Raw genomic sequence first — 18,138 nt, 5'->3', positions numbered from 1 at the left:
GCTGTCCGTGACATCTGAAACCTTGTGGTGACGACCTGGAAAACCTTTGAATTCAGATGTGACGGACCACTAATGCTAAATCAACTATTCAGACCCTCCAGCAGCTTTCTTAAATCCTTCACATGTCTCGGGTAAGTCTTATTGGCATTTCCATTAAGAATGTTTTTTTCTAGGAGCAATTCATAAATCTCCAGCATTGCCGGTTGTTTCAGATTTGCCTGTTTCAGGACTTCCCTGTTGTTAAATATATCAACAGGCGTACCATCAGCAATAATCTTCCCGTGACAGAAAACCAGGATCCGTTCGGCCCATCTATATGCAAAATCAACGTCATGGGTTGAAAGTAAAATTGTTTTCCCCTCTGCCTCAAGACTTTTTAAAACTCCCTCCAGCATCGTTGCATTTAAAGGGTCCAGTGCTGCGGTAGGCTCATCAAAGATAATTATTTCAGGCTTCATGGCAATAATATCAGCAATGCTGACACGTTTCTTTTCTCCTCCGCTCAAATAGTGAGGAGGGCGATCTCTGAATTCTGTTATATTCATATATTCCATTGCTTCCTCAACTCTTTTATGTACCTCAGCTTTGGGAAGTTTAAGATTCATGGGCCCAAAACCCACTTCAGCCATGACCGTAGATGCAATAATCTGATTATCTGCATCCTGAAAAACAATTCCGATATTTTTGCGAAGCTCTTTTATATTTTTTTTATCAACAGTAATGCCACTGTAGATGATTTTTCCTTGTTCAGGCAGCAACACACCATTGATATTCAAAAAAAAGGTTGATTTTCCCGATCCGTTGGAACCCATAACAGCAATTTTTTCTCCCTGGAATATCTCAACATTCACGCCTTCCAAAGCTGGTTTCCCGTTTCCATAAACATAATGCATATCTTCGACCTGTAATATTTTTTTTGCCATAACCTGCTCCTCGCACCGTATTATTAAACTTCAATTTATTTTTAAATTGTTATCCAGGGAAAAATACTCAAAAAAATCAGAAATCCCACTGATGAGATAACCAGCTTTTTGTCAATTTTTTTGTACTCTTCAAAAAATACAAGTTCTCCGTCGTAACATCTGGCTTCCATTGCATCGTAATACGCGTTTGCCTTTTTTAACGAAATAACAAGCATATTACCGGCTATTCTTCCAAACGTATGCCAGGATGTTTTCAAATCACAATATCCGTGCCGTGACAACGCAGAATTTTTCATTTTAGCGGAAACATCCAGCAAGATGAAAATGAACCGGTAAATCATATTCATTAATTCAACAATGAGTTTTGGTATGTGTGACCGTCTTAGAACATAGATAATTTCCGAGGATGGAGTAGATAAGGTCATCATTTGTAAAGCGCTGACAGCAGCAAAAACCTTAAGCATTAAGAGTAGTCCTTGTTCAAGCTTTGCTTTAAATGTAAATATATAAAAGAAACCCATATGAAGGTTAAAATGTCCGGCCGGTTCCTTTGAAATATCGATTACAATAGTAAAAATGCTGATGATGATAAAAGCTGCCGGTATCATCAACACTGATAGATACTCCCGTGCCGCAAGTCCACCCCTGACTATGGTAAGATAAGCCATTGCAATAATTACAATGAGAGAAACATAAGGATTATCCAGCACAATACAAAGAATTACAAGCGCAACAGCAAAGGATACCTTGAAAACAGGGTTCCAGCCTCTGATTTGGGATGCGTAGGAATAAAAATCAATTGATATCCACTCTCCGTGTTTATGGCTTGCACCATGCTGATGATTATTGGCTCTGCATTTACGAAGGCAGTACTTTCGTTCCTTCAATAAAATCAAAATGAGGGCAACTAGAAATATGACGGACAAAATAACATTCTTTACCACACCAAAACTCCTTATTTTTAAATTAGAAACAAAAAAACCCTTTTAACACAAATGTTAAAAGGGAACAACTACAAATATACCAATAAAAACTTATATACTGGTACATCTTCATCTGACCCTCTATCACTCGTAGAGAACCTCAGGCATCAAATACAGGCAGGTCTTCTGACTTAAGAATCTTCATTTTTGTACGCCTTCCCCGAAACCAAGTGGCATATTGTACAAAAACTCCTCTAATACAGCTACGGGATAGTCTGGGATTTTCACCCAGTTCCCTTTTAATTAATCAATAATGATTAAACCTATATTTATATTCAATTTTTTTAGTGCAATTAAAAATTATAATATCACTATAATTGTCAAAAATCAACAACTCAGAAATGTGCTAAATATGTCATCAATTGTGCTGCGCATCTTCCTGAATCGAAAGTTTTTTGGCAAGCTTTACTGCCTCATAGGCATCCCGGGAATATCCGTCTGCTCCAATGGCCGTTGCATAATCATCATCTACTACTGCTCCTCCTATCATAAACTTGCAGCTTAAACTTTGCTCTTTGGCAAGTTTGATGACTTCCTTCATTTCTACCATGGTGGTAGTCATCAAGGCAGACAGGCCTACTATGTGAGCCTTCAATTCCCTTGCTTCTTCTATAATTCGCTCAGCGCTTACGTCCTTTCCAAGGTCATATACTTTAAAGCCATAATTCCGAAGCATCAGTCCCACTATATTTTTCCCGATATCATGAATATCCCCTTTTACTGTAGCTATTACAATGACGATATCTGCTTTTTCCTCTTTTTCTTTTTTTTGCTTAAGCATCGGCTCTAAAAACGTAAAACCGGTCTTCATTGTTTCAGCACTTTGAATAAGCTGCGGAAGAAAATATTTCTTTTCGTCAAAAAACTTTCCAACCTGGTTAATTGCAGGAATCAGGTAAAGGTCAACAATGTCCTGCGGAGCTGTCTTCTCCTCCACCGCCTTTTCTATAAGCCTTCCTATTCCTTCATTGTCCCCATTCAAAACAGCATCAAATATTCTTTCCCCCGTTTTTTTTTCATCTGCTCTTTTTTCATTTTCACCCTGAAGGGGCTTATCCAGGTTGTTGAAATAAGAAATATAATTTCTACTGTTTATGTCATTTTTCATTATCACATCACAGGCCATCTTTATGCACATAAGCAAATCACTGGATGGATTGGCAATTGCCATTGTAAGTCCCTTGGCAATTGCCATTGACATAAAAGCTGCATTAACCCAGCTTCTTTCAGGCAGGCCGAAAGAGACATTGGACAGACCGACTATTGTCCCGCAGCCGAATTCCCTGCTGCACCATTCTATAAGCTTCAAGGTTTCAAGTGCTGCTTCCTGATTTGAGGAAACAGTCATAACCAGTCCGTCCACCACAATATCGCTTTTTTGATATCCATAGGTGGCAGCCTGCTTGTATACCTCTTGAACTATAGCCTGCCTCTGCACGGCTTTCTCAGGGACTCCCTCATCACTTAACGGAAGCAGTATGAACATTGCCCCATATTTTGCAGCTACCGGCAGCAATCTGTCAAGCTTGACTTTTTCTTGAGATATTGAATTTATAAGCGCACGTCCGGGGTAGATTCTCAGCGCCGCCTCCAGCACTTCAGGCGATGAGGAATCCAGGCACAACGGAGCGTCACAAATGCTGCCCAGCAGGCTTACGGTATTAACCATTACTTCCTTCTCATCAATACCAGGCATACCCACATTCACATCCAGAATATGAGCACCCTTTTCTAGCTGTTCCAGTGCAAATCTTCTTATTTCATTGGTTGAACCCTCTTTCAGCTCTGCCTGCAGCTTTTTCTTTCCAGTAGGATTGATACGTTCACCAACAACAGCCACCGGTTTATTAATGCCGAAAAAAACTGTTTTTCTTGAGGATGACACCGCGCTATATTGGCTGCAAACGAAATTCTGAGGGATTAAATTTCCGCACCCCTTGTCAAGCTCCCGTATATATTCCGGTGAAGTTCCACAGCAGCCTCCAAGCAGGTTCACACCAGCCTGAATAAAGCGCGAGGTAAATGAGCCAAATTCCTCCGCGCCCATATCAAATACGGTTGCACCATTTGAAAGCCTGGGCAGACCGGCATTTGGCTTTGCCATCAGCGGTACCCTGGCATAAGGCTTCATTTGAGCTATGATTTCCAACATGTGTTCAGGACCAGTGGAACAATTACAACCCACGGCATCTGCTCCAAGACTTTGAAGGGTTATGAGCGCAGTGACCGAATCAGTACCTGTCAGTGTCCTCATACTCTCGTCAAAGCTCATGCTAACGCAAACCGGCAGGTCACAGCATTCCTTTACTGCCAGAAGCGCAGCTCGCGCCTCCTGTATATCAAGCATGGTTTCTATGACAAAAAGATCCACTCCGCCTGCCAGCAGGCCCCTCACCTGTTCCTTATAGATATCTACACATACTTCAAAGGGCATATCTCCAAGAGGCTTAATAAATCTGCCGGTGGATGCAATATCTCCCGCCACCAGACACTTTCCGTCCGCAGCTTCCCTGGATAGCTGTGCAAGCTTCCGGTTTATTTCGAAGGTTCTGTCACCCAAGCCGAATTCTTCAAGTTTTATTGGATTTCCACCAAAGGTACACGTATATATTATGTTTGAGCCTGCATGTATATAAGCCTTTTGAATTTGCTTTATTGTATCCGGGTTTTCTATTACCCACTGTTCAGGGCAAACACCAGTTGGCATTCCTCTCTTCTGGAGTTCCGTCCCTGTTGCCCCGTCAAGTATCTGGATCTTTTGTGAAACAAGTTCTTTAAATTGAGCAGTGTTCATTTTGTTATAACTCTCCTTTATCCTCCACTCCCGCTATGGCAATAACTGATTTTTCAGGAATCAGCATGAACTTTTCGGTAAGTGCCATATTAAGCCTGAAAAGCTGAAGTGCTTCAAAAATATCTTTCTGATAACAAAGCGGCAAATCTCCAAAACCAGGACTATACCTGTGTTTGGTTAGTTTTTTACCTTCTCTTATAAGCATTTTGTCAAGCATCTGGACCATCCAGTCAAGCGCGGCATCTGCAGTTTGGGATGCAACCGAGTCAAGAATCAACCCGGCAGATGCATTTCCATTTTCTATTTCCGTAAAAACCTTTTTTGAAACTTCATGTCCCACAGTAGAGGCCATAAGAATAACACTGTGGCTATCTTTAAGAAGCTTCGATAAACTTTGGCTCATTAAGCTTATATTATTATCAAGCACAATACCAGTCATATCCTTATCAATTATGGAAATATTCATATAAGCACCAGCCGGTTTGCATAGATAACCGCCTTGCTGGATACATTCATCTATTAACTGCAAATCTCTGGTTTTAAGCTCAGTAACACCCTTCCGATATCCTAATCTTGATAATATCCAATCCCTATTCGGAACAGCGGGAATATTCTCAAAGTATTTAACTTTGCTCTTAATAGTTTCGTCCAATAAAACCAACTCCAATTAGCTAAACGGTCATATTTTAGTTTGTTATATTATATTTCCTTTTTAGTGCACGGTCAACATTTAGCAATTTTAAACAAATGTTGCGAATCTGCTCAATGTAATCAACTTTTATTTTAATCAGTTTATATAAATTGTCCAGCCAGGTCACTCGAGGACGGCTTTAAAGAAATGCGCAGTATGATTAAAAGCTTTTTGCTGAAGAAGTGTTTCTCATTTCATCTATTGACTTTTCCAATTTTTGTGCAACAATAGTAATATATATTGTGTATTGTATATAACGAGCATACAATATGTAGTATGTTTACTTTGCCTGATACATAGATATTAATAGGAATGTATATTCGATGATATGTAAAGGAGATATGGATTGAATGATAACTCAAATAATCAAAAGAGACCGCTCTACTGTTCCGTTTAAAAAGGAAAAAATTATCCTGGCAATTTTTAAAGCTGCAAATGCCGTAGGCGGAAATGATTTTTTCACTGCCCAAGCCTTGACCGGTGACGTTGTAAAAATTGCAGATAAGCTTTATCCTGAAGGGATAGCTGACGTAGAAGGAATTCAGGATATCGTTGAAAAAGTGCTTATTGAGGCAGGCCATGCCAAAACAGCAAAGGCATATATATTATACCGGGAAAAAAGGCGCTCCGCCCGTGAATCAAATGCTTTGATCGGGGCAACCATCAATATGTTTTCAGAATACCTCAACGACAAGGACTGGCAGATTAATGAAAATGCCAATACGCAAAAATCAATCAACGGTTTAAATAATTATGTCCGTGAAGCCTTTACAAAAAATTACTGGCTGCATGAAATTTATACTGAGGATATCAGAAAAGCACATATGTCCGGGGATATCCATTTACACGACCTGGGGTTCTTCGGACCTTACTGTGCAGGCTGGGATTTACGCCAAATACTTATGAACGGCTTTGGTGGCGTATCTGGTAAAGTCGAATCCAAACCTCCCAAACATCTTCGCTCTTTCCTTGGTCAAATAGTCAATTCCACTTTTACAACCCAGGGTGAAACTGCAGGTGCGCAGGCATGGTCTTCCATTGATACTTATTGTGCTCCGTTTATACGCTATGACAAACTTGACTACAAGACGATAAAACAGGCTTTGCAGGAATTCATATTCAATTTGAATGTCCCCACCAGAGTGGGTTTTCAATGCCCCTTTTCCAATCTGACTTTTGATATTATTGCCCCAAGTACATTAAAGGATGAAAGTGTTATTGTGGGAGGAAGGCTGATGCCTGAAAAATATGGTGATTTTCAGGAAGAAATGAATATGTTCAACATGGCCTTCTGTGATGTTATGATGGAGGGGGATTCCAAAGGCAGAGTATTTACCTTCCCTATTCCTACTATAAATGTGACGAAAGGTTTCGATTGGAATAGTCCCGTAACCGAAAAGTTTATGGAAATTACCTGCAAGTACGGAATACCCTATTTTTCCAATTATATAAACTCCGATTTGTCACCCGAAGACGCATTATCAATGTGCTGCAGGCTGAGACTCGACACTTCCGAGCTGCGTAAGAGAGGCGGAGGGCTTTTTGGCTCAAACCCCCTGACAGGATCAATCGGTGTCGTAACAATCAATCTCCCCCGGCTGGCCTATTTGTCCAAAAGCGAATCGGAATTTTTAACACGCTTATGGCAGCAAATCAATATTGCTAAAAACAGTCTCGAAATAAAGAGGAAGGTTATTGAGGAGCAGACTTCAAAATGCCTATATCCTTATTCCGCCAATTATTTAAAGGATGTGAAAGAAAGAACGGGACATTACTGGTTCAATCATTTCAACACCATAGGAATAATAGGAATGAATGAAGCCTGCCAGAACCTGCTGGGTTATGGCAGTGATCTGACAACCCCGGAGGGCCAGCAGTTTTCAATAAGAACACTTAATTACATGAGGAATATTATAAAGGAAATACAGGATGAGACCGGGCATTATTACAATCTGGAAGCAACTCCTGCCGAAGGTACCAGTTACCGTCTTGCAAAGAAAGATAAGGAGCGTTTCCCTGACATAATAACAGCAGGGGATGCGGTTCCTTACTACACCAATTCCAGCCAGCTTCCGGTTGGCTGTACCGATGATATTTTTGAAACACTTGAACTGCAGGATGAATTACAGTCCCTGTATACGGGAGGGACTGTACTGCATTTGTATCTGGGTGAAGAAATAAAAGATGTAAATTCTGCAAAAGCTTTAATACGTAAGATTTTTACCAATTACAAACTGCCCTATATCTCTCTGACTCCTACTTTTTCGGTATGCAATGATCACGGGTATATTGCGGGAGAACAGTTTTACTGCCCTGAATGCGGCCAGGAAACTGAAGTCTGGAGCAGAGTTGTAGGCTACTTAAGACCGGTGAAAAATTATAATGAAGGCAAGCGTGAAGAATACAGGTTGAGAAAAAAATACGTTATGAAGGAGTAAAAATAAGCCATGATAATTTCAGGTATGGTCAAAAGCTCTCTTGTGGATTATCCGGGAATGGTCTCCTGCGTGTTGTTTGTGCCAGGCTGCAATTATGACTGCTTTTACTGCCATAACCGTTCACTTTTGGATGGTACGCATCAAATACTTCCGGCAGAATACGTTGAGGATTTTCTTCAAAAGCGTGCCGGCTTGCTGGATGCTGTAGTTATAACCGGCGGAGAACCGACTTTACAAAAAGGGTTGCTGCCATTTATAAAAAGCATAAAGCGGTTAGGATACAGAATAAAGCTTGATACAAACGGTTCTTCCCCTTCTGTTGTCGCAGACCTCCTGGAGAATGACGTATGCGATTATTTTGCAGTGGATTATAAAGCTCCGGCCGCCCGCTATGAAGAAATTTGCGGCAGTAACAGCCCTGCCGGAACCGTATTGGAAACAATACGGTTATTGCTGAAAAGCGATTCTTGCTTTGAAGTAAGGACAACCGTCATTCCGCAGCTTCAGGAAAAGGATCTGCTACATATGGCACAAGAACTTCCGGCTGTTCCCAGATATGTACTGAACCGCTACAGAATCCCTGACAAACACAAAGAGAGTGACAGACTGCGGATAATGGGAAAACCTTATTCACAGGAAGAAATAAATTCATTTGTAACACTTATGAAAAAATATCAGCCTAATATGGCCGGTTATTAAAATCAAAGCAATAAAGCTGACTATTCCCTGTAAAATAAAAATCCTGTCCTCTTTAATATCAAGAAAGACAGGATTTTATTATTGTGAGTTATAATATTGTCACAAAAAGTATATAATTTATGCCATTTTTATAACATACTTTTGTCACTTTGTATAATTAATATTGTCACAATCCGTTACTAGTTAAGTATGTATATTTTTATTAATATACTCCATTATCGTTGGATATGGTTGCGGCCGCCCTACGGCATCAAAGATTTTTCAGCTTTCATGAACTGAACCTTGCTATACGTGAAAAACTCCGGGAGTTTTCCAGGAAGCCTTACCAGAAAAAAGATGGCTGCATGGAAGGTCTCTCACCCCGATTGTATGAAAGAATTACTAATCCTTTTATATTTTATATCTCGGGAATATTTCATATAATCCCCAATGCTTGGCAATATGAATATAGTTTACTTAACGAGTATAAAGAGATATTTGCAGCGCTGGAAGTATCCCTCCACATGAATTCAACTCTTGTATACTTTCCAGGAATACTACAAATCATATCGCTTCGTATCTTATACTTATCCCCAAAATCTTCTTCAACTCTACCAACAGATATGAAACCGTTTTCTTTTAAAACTTCACATATTTTGTTATTTATTTGGCTATCATTATTTTCCGATAATTTTAAAATGGAAGAGAAAGCGACATTTATATTGATATTCTTCATAGTATTTGTAACCCAAGCATCATTCGTAATATCGGTAATAATCGGGCGAAGCGAGTGCGAAAAGAATCTAAAATAGATTGTTCCTACCGGTCGTCACGGTCAGTAACAACTGTAATTTTTGAAAAAGTACTGGTATCAACCATTATCGAAAGAAATTTTTCTTTAAAAAAACTACCAAAGTTATCTTTGACACTCTGAAAAATTTCTTTTTAACTGAGAATTCTTATTAATTCATTCAGTAGCACTATCTCTTCCTCTTTATACTCTTTCAATTTTACAATTATTCTCTCCCATAAATCATTCGCTTTGATATTATTCGCTTTCAATATAAGAACCATTAATATATTAAATCCGTTTACTAAATTACTATATCTCTCAATTAATCGGTTTAAATCATAGTTACCATTAATAAACTCCATTCTTAACAGCATAAGTTTTTTATGCTCTATAAATGAATAAAAAGCCCTGCGGTCAACCCACTGATTCGTTTCCATTGCATATCTAACAAATTTCAGCAGCTCGTTATAGCAATCTATACCATAAACATAGTAATTGCTATATTTATAGCCTTCGGCATAATTATCCAAAAGCAAATATTCTTTTAAATCATTTATTATTTTCTTAATATTAATTTCAAATACATCTTTTGAGAAAAACGGGTCCTGTCCGTTCCGTTCCACATTTTTCCCGATACTCATCATATATATGGATTTCTCTCTATAGTTATGTAAAACTGTATCTTCGTTATTATCTCCATATATTTCCAGAAGCGCGTTAGTACTTGCAGTAATCTGCTCATATGTCACCTGGTCGTGATTATATTTGCCAGTTGTATTATCCCCCATGTAAAATACATTTTTATCATCATCATATCCATATATAAAAATTTCATGGAGTAAATGATTCTTATTAAAAATCAACTTATAAGCAGGTATATAATACATATCAATATCAAAAAAAAGGTATAAATTTCTGTTAATACAAGTTTTAATAAAGTCAACAATATCAGATTTTATGAGTTTAAAAAACTCGAACGGCATAGAATTGATCCTAATCCATGGATTTGCTTTTAAATGAAAGTAAGTCCAGTCACCATATAAATTGTAAAAGAAATCAATAGTTCCTGTTCTCATTCCTCTATTATAAAGATCTTTTAATGCGTAAATTTGTATAAAATTGCTAAATACCCAAGGCTTGCACTCTTCTCTTGCCATAAGCATTGAAAACAAAGCCCCCTTATGGGGATAGCCATTAATTGGAGGGTAAACAACAGGCAAAATACGACATGCATTCTTCATATGCAAAACTCCCTTCTTCTTCTCGTCTCTTTTTTAGTCCTTCATCCATATGTTTATGTACTTTAATTACTCTTCTGCAGTGACGAACTGCCAGGGAAGGTGTTGGTGCCACCCTTTTTGTAATACCTTACCCAGTCCCTGACCGTAGTATAATGAACGTCAAGTTCCTCAGCCATTTTGCTGATAGTTGTTTCGCTGGATAAAATCCGTAGTACTGCTTCCTCCTTAAATGCTTTGTCAAATATTCTTCGGGTCCATCAAGCTCACGTTATTTTAACTTTCTCAAGATACTGCAAGTAGTTACTAAATGTCTTATCCTGTAGCTGTATTGTATTATTTGCCATTTCGTATATAGCAAATATCATTCTTTTTCTCTTGGTCAAACCGGCCTTAGTTACATTAAGAGCAACCTTATCCCATTCCCGTCTCAGACTCTGAAGCTCTTCCAAAACCGTATCGTAGCCTTCTATTTGGAAATTAGCATTATTCCGGAGGAAGCTTATCATATTATCAACGATTACTATTGCACTCCGAATTTTAATAGTGAAATTTATGTTTTCACAAGCCTTTGCAAATGAATCTTCATCAAGGGCCTCCAATTTATTCAGGTCGCCAACAAACCTCTTAAACGCAAGATTTCCGAAAAATTTATTTCCTGTCGTAGCTCCTTCCATAAAGGCTTTCAAATTATTTATAGCAGTATCAAGCACCATCTTCTTACTTATACGGTTTGATGCTTTATCAGTATCAAACCATACAAATCCAAAAATGCTTTTCCTAATATCCTCAATTGAGGCAGGCCCTTGGTATTTTTTCATCCTTCCTGAGGAATCTTTGAAATATGCGTCCGCAACATACACGATGCCTTGTTCGGAGTCTATACCATACATAAGAATACAATGCCCTCTATTTTCACCGCTTATCTCCCTAAAGGCATTACTGTAATTCAAGTTCGCAGTTCCTACAAACAGTATGACAACATTGTTATCAAGTACCGCATTACAAGCCTTTTGGAAAAGCTCATCCTTATCCTGCAGCCTGTAACACATATTTATCTTAAAGAGGTTTTCTCTTGCCATATTTTCTATAACATCGTCAAGGCCGCTGTATCCTACATGATTCAAGTCTGATTCGTATACGACATTAAATCCGTTGCACAGCATAAATACATCAACACACGACAAGTCATACTTTTGATACCTTAAAGTGTCTTCTATCGCTGAAAACAAGCAAAACACACCATCTTTTATGTACGTTTCCAATTCAGGTATGATAAATTTCATACTCTCCTCCTTTATTGCTAAAAAATCCTAAATATCCAAAGTCAATTATTATCGGCTGAAAGCCGATAGTTTGGGCTTGCGGCTAAAGCCTCCTAAAGTACAGCCTCTTTAAAACCCAAACCGTTGAAACCTTTAAATAAAATGCTTGAAAGCACATATTCGCCTGGAAGGCGAAGGTTTCAACTATAATTGACTTTATGATTTCTTGCAAGAACAAATTAAGCACATCTCTTCTTCATAATGCTTCAAAAGAATTTGCATCAGAGAAATACTCAATAAGTGTTTTATAAAAATTGTACGGGTTTTCTTCTATCATATTATGGCCACTGTCTTTAATATGTTTTATTGCTATGCCCGTATCACGCAGATAATCTTGAGACTTCCTTTTTCCAAGGTTTCGCTCACCGTAAACATACATTTTTCCAGTGTCAAGCTTGATGAAGCGTTCAAGGATATTATCGGTTTTACATACTTCTACCAGACTTTTTGAGGACTCATACATAACATAAGCATTTGTCATGCAAAGACTCTCATAAAATGGGATTGTGCGGTATTTATTTTTGAGGAATTTGAAGCCTCCCCGGTTGAAGACTTCAAACCCCACATTATAAATAGAGGCTGACAGCTTGCAATCGTCCAAGGTAAGGTTGCCCTCACAGTTAATAAATGACTTTACTTTTATGCTTTCGCATATATACTGGGCTACAACCCCTCCCATTGAATGAGCAATTATATGAGTGCTATTTATACCTAAGTAGTCAATTAAATGAAGACATGCTAAGGCTTGAGATTTGATGGAATAGTCAAATTCCATCGGTTTGTCTGAGTTACCGTATCCAACAAGGTCTATAAACAAAACATTGAAATTCTTTCTAAAGAAATCATATTTTGAAATATTACTATACACCCTGCTGGATGAACCTAAACCGTGGATAAGCATTATACATTCTCCACCATTTCCTGTAACTTCATAAAATATGTTTATACCATTATAGTTAAAGAAACTCATATCATACCTTTCTTAAGGCCGGTATCCCTTTCGCTTCCAGAACCTTGTTTATTTCAACCAGCGGAAACATTGGTGATTCCCTCATAATACTGATGCTGTCATTCCTTATATCCAACTGCGTTGTGCCTTTGTTGCCCCGTTCCTCTCCACTGTCAATAAACAGTTCAACTTCATCTTCAAAAAAGCTTATCGCCTGCTCAAGCGTGATAGCTTCAGGAAGCCCTGCCTTGTTTGCCGATGAAATGGCAAGCACAGTGCCGCTTTCCTCATAAACGCCTTTAGTCTCATTATCCTGCCAGAAAATACATATAGCATCACTATTTGGAACTGCATCTGTAAAAATATCACCTTTTTTATTCACGAGGAAGCTGACTTTACCCGGTAGTAATGCATCAATAATGCTTTTATAAGTTTCATTTTTTATATGGCAATATTTATCTATATCCTTTTTATCTATAATTAATGATAACGGCTTATCTTGAGGACTCTGACGGATTTCTCTAAGCCTCTCAACAGCTTCCTTGTTGAAAGCATCACAGACCACTGCATACACTGCATCTGTGGGTACGACAATGACCTTTCCCCTCTTTATCGCCTCACCGGCTAATTTATATGTTTCCGCGCATGGCTTTAAAACTTTATACACTATGACTCCCCCTTACCGTATAATTTCTATTTTTTATAACACCTGGATTCAAAATAAAATTTTTCGATTGTAGATAAATTTCATTACATCAGCGGTGTTTCAACGAGGCGGGAGATATTCCCACCGCCTAAAAACCACTGCGGTACCCGCCACTTATAGAAGTGGGGGACATTTTCTTGCCTCGTTATATTCAACCTTTCCGACCGACGAAATACTAATTTAACTGATAAACTGTTCCTGATTTTTATTGGTGTCTCCGTATTTTGACTTTAAATATTGGTCCAGCTTTTTAATCACATTAACCGCATCGTTTTTTACGATAACAACATTTGTATGATCAAAAAGGTTACTTTTTCGCAAAATCTTCATATATTCACCCCTGAGCTTCTTTAGGTAATACAAATTTTTGTTTTTCAGAAGCTTGTTGCGCTTAATGTATTTATTTGTATGAAATAAAGCCTTACCTCTCGTAAGTATTCTTTCATAGCACAATTCACAATTTGTGTCATAGAAGAATAGCATATCCGGCTTTCTTACAAGGGTACAAAGGTATTTACCGGGGAGCACGCTTGAGCCGTTAACCATATCACGGGTTAAGGCTGTGTATACATACCTGTCTGCTATAACTATGTTACCCTTGTTTAGAGCGGGTAATATCCTTGTAAAGTAGTCAATGAAAAAGCTGTTCCACTGTAATATACTGTATATAGTTGATGTAAGCATTTTAAAATTGCAGAGTGCTTTTATAATTCTTCTGATTTTTTCATTTGAATTCCACTCAACAATTTGCACATTGTTTTGCGCACTTAGGTGATTATATATCTTTGCAACACTTTCACTTTTTCCTGAACCGCTGATTCCTTCGCAGGCTATTAAAACACCTTTTTGGGTATTGGTTTTATAACTATGCTTGTTCATAACGGACCTATGTACTTTTACAATGTGTTTGTTTACTTATAGCTTCAATCATGTCTTTGGAACTTTTTCTTGTTTCCTCAAAAAGATTTCTGCCTTTGGAGTCAATACCTACAATCAGTGGACCAAAATTATCGCATTCCATAACCCACATGGCTTCAGGCATACCTATTTCATCCATCCAGTACTGATGGGTGACCTTGGTAATCCTTTGAGTGTGTACAGCAGCACAACCATGGGCAGCAAGAAGATATGCCATAGTGTGCTTTTTCATTGCTTCAGTAGTTGAATCACTCATACCGCCTTTTCCTATAAGTACTTTCACGCCCATTTTACCAACCATGTCAGTGTATGGATCCATTCTTATGCTGCTGGTAGGACCAATTGAAATTACTTTATATTCCCCGCTTTCCCTATTTACACTAATGATTGGGCCTGCATGAAATATAGCCTGGCCATTAAGGTCTTCATCAAATTTTCCATTATTGTCAAGGAGCTTTTTCAGTTTATAATGAGCCATGTCCCTTGCCGTATACAGTTTCCCTCTCAGATAGACTGTGTCTCCCGCTTCAAGCTTTGCAATGTCCTCATCTTTTAGAGGAATATTCAAATAGTAGGTTTTCATATAAATCCCCCCTTTATTACATAAAGCTTATTTCTTCCACTCTTCCGTCCTTATAAATCCTTATGCCTGCCCTTCGCGCAACCCAACAGTGAAAATTGATTGCAACAGGACAGAGTGTTGTATGGGTGGCCGCAGTCTCAATATTGACTCCGAGTGTAGTTACTTTGCCGCCTGTACCACCCGAGCCAATGTTAAGCGAATTTATTGCCTCAAGCAGCTCCTCTTCCAGTTGTGCCAAGCGCTTGTCCTCATTCCTCTGCATCCAGCCTCTCAGACTCATAGCTCTTCTACTAAGTTTTGCAGCAACGTCCAACTGACCACCTATGCCTATACCGATTGCAGATGGCAGACATGCTGTACCCCCGGCTTCAACAACACATTCGAGCACGAATTTCTTAATGCCTTCAAAATTGTCACCCATTTCAGGAATAGTGAATACTTTAACTTTATTGTACAGTTCTATACCGCAGCCCTTTATGCTTGGGATTATTTCGATGTAATCGATACCCTTCTTATACTCGTACTCCATATTTGGCACTCCACGCCCGCTGTTGTCGCCACTGTTTACACGTGTAAGAGGATCAACCATACTCGGGCGCAAGTAACCTGCTTTTGTTGCATCTATTACAGCTTCCTTTAATATTTGATCCAAATCCGAGATAAAGAAATCATCTCCAAATGTTACGTATGTAGTAAGATATCCGGGAGATTGGCACAAAGCTTGTTTGCATTCCCCTGCGATATTTACATTTTCTATAATAGTTTCAAGTATCATTTTCGATGATTCATCTGTTTCTATTTCAACTGCTTTGTTTAGAAGGCAGCGGCAGTCATCTGAAACCTCATATGAAATCTTAAATATCAAATCCCTTAAAATCTGTCTGTAATCCATTACAAAATCCTCCCTCTATAAAATTAGCCTGACTGTTCCTTTGTATCCCAAAATCTTTTTGTGTTTGAAAGCATCTCCTCACTTACATCCAATACCCTGCTTGTCTCAAACATTCTGGTAAAGAAGTCAAACTGCCATTTAGATGGCTTTTCATTCTCAATACCGTACTCATCAAGGTATTCCTTGCTTTCAGGCTCTATTGCTTTCATAACACTCTCCGGAATTACTTGTCCATACATAAGGTTTACGTAATAGAATGCGTAATAAACTATGCTTTCACATCCTACCCTTTTACTAAAGGATACCAGCTTGTCCCAGTTAATCTTGTCTGAGAATTTTTCAACGAACATTAATATATCTGCAAACTTGTATATTTTAAGATCTCTCAGATCACTGATCCAGTGCAGCAAAGCAGCCTCCTTATACAAATGGCATGCCAGTTGTATCAAGAAATCTTCATAGTCAAGAATAAGTGTCCTTGCACCGTCAATATCAACTTCTATAGCTCTTTCAAGCAATTCGGGCGTATCGATTTTGCAAGGACAATTTCCTTTCCAGAGTACATCAAAGTTTAAATCCACTTGGAACATTGGTGTGAAAGGGTTATCTGTCTTTTTAAGGCATTCCTGAAGTTCGTTTGAGGCTAGCTGTTGAAGCATTTTTTGCTTTCTTGTACTCGGTATTATATCCCCATTTTCATTTACTTCACCCTGAATATAACCTAAGTCTTCCAATATCTTTACTATTTTGTCTCCATCCCTTACATCAATGAGGAAGTCAAGATCATTAAATGTTCTGGTCTCAACTGAAGGATACACCTTGGAAGCCAGAAAATTTCCTTTCAGAATTGCTAAACGAATACCATTTTCATTCAGTTTGTCAAAGATAACCTTTATCTCCTCGAAGTACGATTTATTCCTGATTGCATATACCTTGCTCTGTGTCTTCATGGCTTTCAGAACTTCTTCTTCGATTTTGCCCGTAAGCCTGAGGTTCTTTAAATGGTAATACATGATATTTAATGTTCTGTGGGTTATCCCTTGGTACAATATCTCTTTCCAATCGAGATTTCCATCCATTATAGTTTTAATTTCTTCTATGTGCTCTTCCTTCAATACACCTCTTGAGCATAGTAATACCAATTGTCTTTCCTTTGTCAATTCTTTTACACTTTGTGGCATTTTAAATTCCCCCTCTATATAATTCAGTACACTCTTGGAAACTGAGAGAGCCTCAATATAATATATTTCAAGGCTTAACGCTATTTCTTCACACCTACTTTCTTTTTTTTATAAACCTCATTAATTTTTTCCCTACGCTGGAGGTATTCCAGCAATCCTTCATGCAATCTGTATTCCCCGTCCCATACCATAAGGTTATAATTTTCAGGCATGTCAGCCGGACTTAAATTTCGAAAGGAAATGGAACGGGATTCTTTAGGCAGAGCCAGACTCATATAACAGTCAGCCCCATCCTTGGAAACAGAAAAGTTGTCTCCCCAGATTTCAATCTCACGATGATCTGAAAATACAATCCTTTCGGGCAGTTCTATTTGATACTTTTTACCTGAACTTATCAAGCTGGTAAGCGGAAGTCCTTTTGTCACCCCCTTTATGCTAAAGTCGATTGCGCACATGCCTGCCAAATGCGGCTCTACCGATAAATCCGCACACCCGAACAGTTCTTCAGCCCTTTTTATAATAGGAATTCGGATATCGACAGAAAAATTATTCATTTCCAGGCCATTGATAAAGTCGATGGATATCTGCACATTTCTATCATCAAGCATGATGCAATGACAGTCATTTTTTGTAAGTACTTTAAACCGATCTATGTCCATGACAGGGAAAGCTTCTAGATTAAATTCATTCAGGATTTGCCGGATGATATTTCTCCACTCTCTGTGATTCACTTTGCGGTTTAGTATGTTGTTTATACTAAAAATAGGCTCCGGAATCATGTCCCCTGAAGGTTCGAATCCGAACACCTCAGCTCCGTTGCAATGCCCTACTAATATTTGGTGGAGAAATTTCCTGTTTATATGTCTCAGTATCCTGCTGTAAATATTGGAAAAGCTTTGTCCTGATATTAAAAATAAATTTCTGCCTTCCGACATTAGTAATTCCAATTCATCCACCATTTCGCCGGATACTTCTTTGTATACCTCTGCAATTGTATCATCCACATCCGAAACAATTAATTTTATATGATCGTTCCAACCTATCAT

17 protein-coding genes and 1 riboswitch are annotated in these 18,138 nt (G+C 38.5%); of the genes, 2 read left to right on the top strand and 15 right to left on the bottom strand.

The window, feature by feature from the left end; translation table 11 throughout:
• Window positions 1-80 precede the first annotated feature (80 nt).
• From CLHUN_RS01835 to CLHUN_RS01820, 4 genes are all read right to left on the bottom strand, one after another.
• The gene (locus tag CLHUN_RS01835; RefSeq protein WP_080062863.1) at window positions 81-923 is read right to left on the bottom strand and encodes an energy-coupling factor ABC transporter ATP-binding protein; all 843 of its coding nucleotides are present in this window, start codon (window positions 921-923) and stop codon (window positions 81-83) included.
• A gap of 41 nt (window positions 924-964) precedes the next feature.
• Entirely contained in the window at window positions 965-1,867 is a 903-nt protein-coding gene (gene cbiQ / locus CLHUN_RS01830; protein ID WP_080062862.1) for a cobalt ECF transporter T component CbiQ, read from the bottom strand.
• Window positions 1,868-2,005: 138 nt separating this feature from the next.
• Window positions 2,006-2,188: riboswitch (cobalamin riboswitch) on the bottom strand.
• A gap of 76 nt (window positions 2,189-2,264) precedes the next feature.
• Window positions 2,265-4,700 carry a homocysteine S-methyltransferase family protein gene (locus CLHUN_RS01825; RefSeq protein WP_080062861.1) on the bottom strand — a complete coding sequence of 812 codons (2,436 nt, stop codon included), beginning with the start codon at window positions 4,698-4,700 and terminating at the stop codon, window positions 2,265-2,267.
• A 4-nt stretch (window positions 4,701-4,704) separates the two neighbouring features.
• Window positions 4,705-5,352, bottom strand: coding sequence for a methionine synthase (locus CLHUN_RS01820; RefSeq protein WP_080062860.1), 648 nt, complete (start codon window positions 5,350-5,352; stop codon window positions 4,705-4,707).
• 389 nt (window positions 5,353-5,741) lie between these two features.
• Here CLHUN_RS01820 and CLHUN_RS01815 point away from each other — a divergent pair, with 389 nt between their 5' ends.
• Window positions 5,742-7,829: a ribonucleoside triphosphate reductase gene (locus CLHUN_RS01815; RefSeq protein WP_080062859.1), complete on the top strand. Its 2,088-nt coding sequence runs from the start codon at window positions 5,742-5,744 to the stop codon at window positions 7,827-7,829.
• A gap of 9 nt (window positions 7,830-7,838) precedes the next feature.
• On the top strand, window positions 7,839-8,528 hold the full coding sequence (locus CLHUN_RS01810; protein ID WP_080062858.1) for an anaerobic ribonucleoside-triphosphate reductase activating protein: 690 nt from the start codon (window positions 7,839-7,841) through the stop codon (window positions 8,526-8,528).
• A 415-nt stretch (window positions 8,529-8,943) separates the two neighbouring features.
• Here the strand turns inward: CLHUN_RS01810 and CLHUN_RS21890 are convergent, their stop codons facing one another.
• The 11 genes from CLHUN_RS21890 to CLHUN_RS01755 form a co-directional block, all read right to left on the bottom strand.
• Complete coding sequence (locus CLHUN_RS21890; protein ID WP_133051080.1) at window positions 8,944-9,243, bottom strand: hypothetical protein; 300 nt, start codon at window positions 9,241-9,243, stop codon at window positions 8,944-8,946.
• Window positions 9,244-9,452: 209 nt separating this feature from the next.
• The gene (locus CLHUN_RS01800; protein ID WP_080062856.1) at window positions 9,453-10,541 is read right to left on the bottom strand and encodes a hypothetical protein; all 1,089 of its coding nucleotides are present in this window, start codon (window positions 10,539-10,541) and stop codon (window positions 9,453-9,455) included.
• Between the two features lie 62 nt (window positions 10,542-10,603).
• On the bottom strand, window positions 10,604-10,786 hold the full coding sequence (locus tag CLHUN_RS22835) for a transposase (RefSeq protein ID WP_080062855.1): 183 nt from the start codon (window positions 10,784-10,786) through the stop codon (window positions 10,604-10,606).
• A gap of 18 nt (window positions 10,787-10,804) precedes the next feature.
• Window positions 10,805-11,824 (bottom strand): BtrH N-terminal domain-containing protein, encoded by a 1,020-nt coding sequence (locus CLHUN_RS01790; RefSeq protein ID WP_080062854.1) that lies wholly within the window; start codon window positions 11,822-11,824, stop codon window positions 10,805-10,807.
• 235 nt (window positions 11,825-12,059) lie between these two features.
• Window positions 12,060-12,833: an alpha/beta hydrolase gene (locus CLHUN_RS01785; RefSeq protein WP_080062853.1), complete on the bottom strand. Its 774-nt coding sequence runs from the start codon at window positions 12,831-12,833 to the stop codon at window positions 12,060-12,062.
• Window position 12,834: 1 nt separating this feature from the next.
• Window positions 12,835-13,479: an L-threonylcarbamoyladenylate synthase gene (locus tag CLHUN_RS01780; protein WP_165755624.1), complete on the bottom strand. Its 645-nt coding sequence runs from the start codon at window positions 13,477-13,479 to the stop codon at window positions 12,835-12,837.
• 219 nt (window positions 13,480-13,698) lie between these two features.
• Window positions 13,699-14,397 carry a dTMP kinase gene (locus tag CLHUN_RS01775; RefSeq protein WP_080062851.1) on the bottom strand — a complete coding sequence of 233 codons (699 nt, stop codon included), beginning with the start codon at window positions 14,395-14,397 and terminating at the stop codon, window positions 13,699-13,701.
• 7 nt (window positions 14,398-14,404) lie between these two features.
• Window positions 14,405-15,019, bottom strand: coding sequence for a FumA C-terminus/TtdB family hydratase beta subunit (locus tag CLHUN_RS01770; RefSeq protein WP_080062850.1), 615 nt, complete (start codon window positions 15,017-15,019; stop codon window positions 14,405-14,407).
• A 16-nt stretch (window positions 15,020-15,035) separates the two neighbouring features.
• Window positions 15,036-15,911: a fumarate hydratase gene (locus tag CLHUN_RS01765; RefSeq protein ID WP_080062849.1), complete on the bottom strand. Its 876-nt coding sequence runs from the start codon at window positions 15,909-15,911 to the stop codon at window positions 15,036-15,038.
• A gap of 23 nt (window positions 15,912-15,934) precedes the next feature.
• Window positions 15,935-17,092 (bottom strand): nucleotidyltransferase domain-containing protein, encoded by a 1,158-nt coding sequence (locus CLHUN_RS01760; protein ID WP_080062848.1) that lies wholly within the window; start codon window positions 17,090-17,092, stop codon window positions 15,935-15,937.
• Window positions 17,093-17,172: 80 nt separating this feature from the next.
• Window positions 17,173-18,138 (bottom strand): HAD family hydrolase, encoded by a 966-nt coding sequence (locus tag CLHUN_RS01755; protein ID WP_080062847.1) that lies wholly within the window; start codon window positions 18,136-18,138, stop codon window positions 17,173-17,175.

It is taken from the genome of Ruminiclostridium hungatei (assembly GCF_002051585.1).
Lineage (GTDB): Bacteria > Bacillota > Clostridia > Acetivibrionales > DSM-1351 > Ruminiclostridium > Ruminiclostridium hungatei.
Note: the sequence above shows the minus strand (reverse complement) of the source record. Positions and strands in the feature narration are given on the sequence as shown.

Coding starts and splice junctions, on each gene's coding strand:
- CLHUN_RS01760 (WP_080062848.1), bottom strand. CDS start 17,092: ATGCCACAAAGTGTAAAAGAATTGACAAAGGAAAGACAATTGGTATTA.
- CLHUN_RS21890 (WP_133051080.1), bottom strand. CDS start 9,243: ATGAAGAATATCAATATAAATGTCGCTTTCTCTTCCATTTTAAAATTA.
- CLHUN_RS01825 (WP_080062861.1), bottom strand. CDS start 4,700: ATGAACACTGCTCAATTTAAAGAACTTGTTTCACAAAAGATCCAGATA.
- CLHUN_RS01800 (WP_080062856.1), bottom strand. CDS start 10,541: ATGAAGAATGCATGTCGTATTTTGCCTGTTGTTTACCCTCCAATTAAT.
- CLHUN_RS01775 (WP_080062851.1), bottom strand. CDS start 14,397: ATGAACAAGCATAGTTATAAAACCAATACCCAAAAAGGTGTTTTAATA.
- CLHUN_RS01770 (WP_080062850.1), bottom strand. CDS start 15,019: ATGAAAACCTACTATTTGAATATTCCTCTAAAAGATGAGGACATTGCA.
- CLHUN_RS01815 (WP_080062859.1), top strand. CDS start 5,742: ATGATAACTCAAATAATCAAAAGAGACCGCTCTACTGTTCCGTTTAAA.
- CLHUN_RS01835 (WP_080062863.1), bottom strand. CDS start 923: ATGGCAAAAAAAATATTACAGGTCGAAGATATGCATTATGTTTATGGA.
- CLHUN_RS01765 (WP_080062849.1), bottom strand. CDS start 15,911: ATGGATTACAGACAGATTTTAAGGGATTTGATATTTAAGATTTCATAT.
- CLHUN_RS01790 (WP_080062854.1), bottom strand. CDS start 11,824: ATGAAATTTATCATACCTGAATTGGAAACGTACATAAAAGATGGTGTG.
- CLHUN_RS01785 (WP_080062853.1), bottom strand. CDS start 12,833: ATGAGTTTCTTTAACTATAATGGTATAAACATATTTTATGAAGTTACA.
- CLHUN_RS01755 (WP_080062847.1), bottom strand. CDS start 18,138: ATGATAGGTTGGAACGATCATATAAAATTAATTGTTTCGGATGTGGAT.
- CLHUN_RS01810 (WP_080062858.1), top strand. CDS start 7,839: ATGATAATTTCAGGTATGGTCAAAAGCTCTCTTGTGGATTATCCGGGA.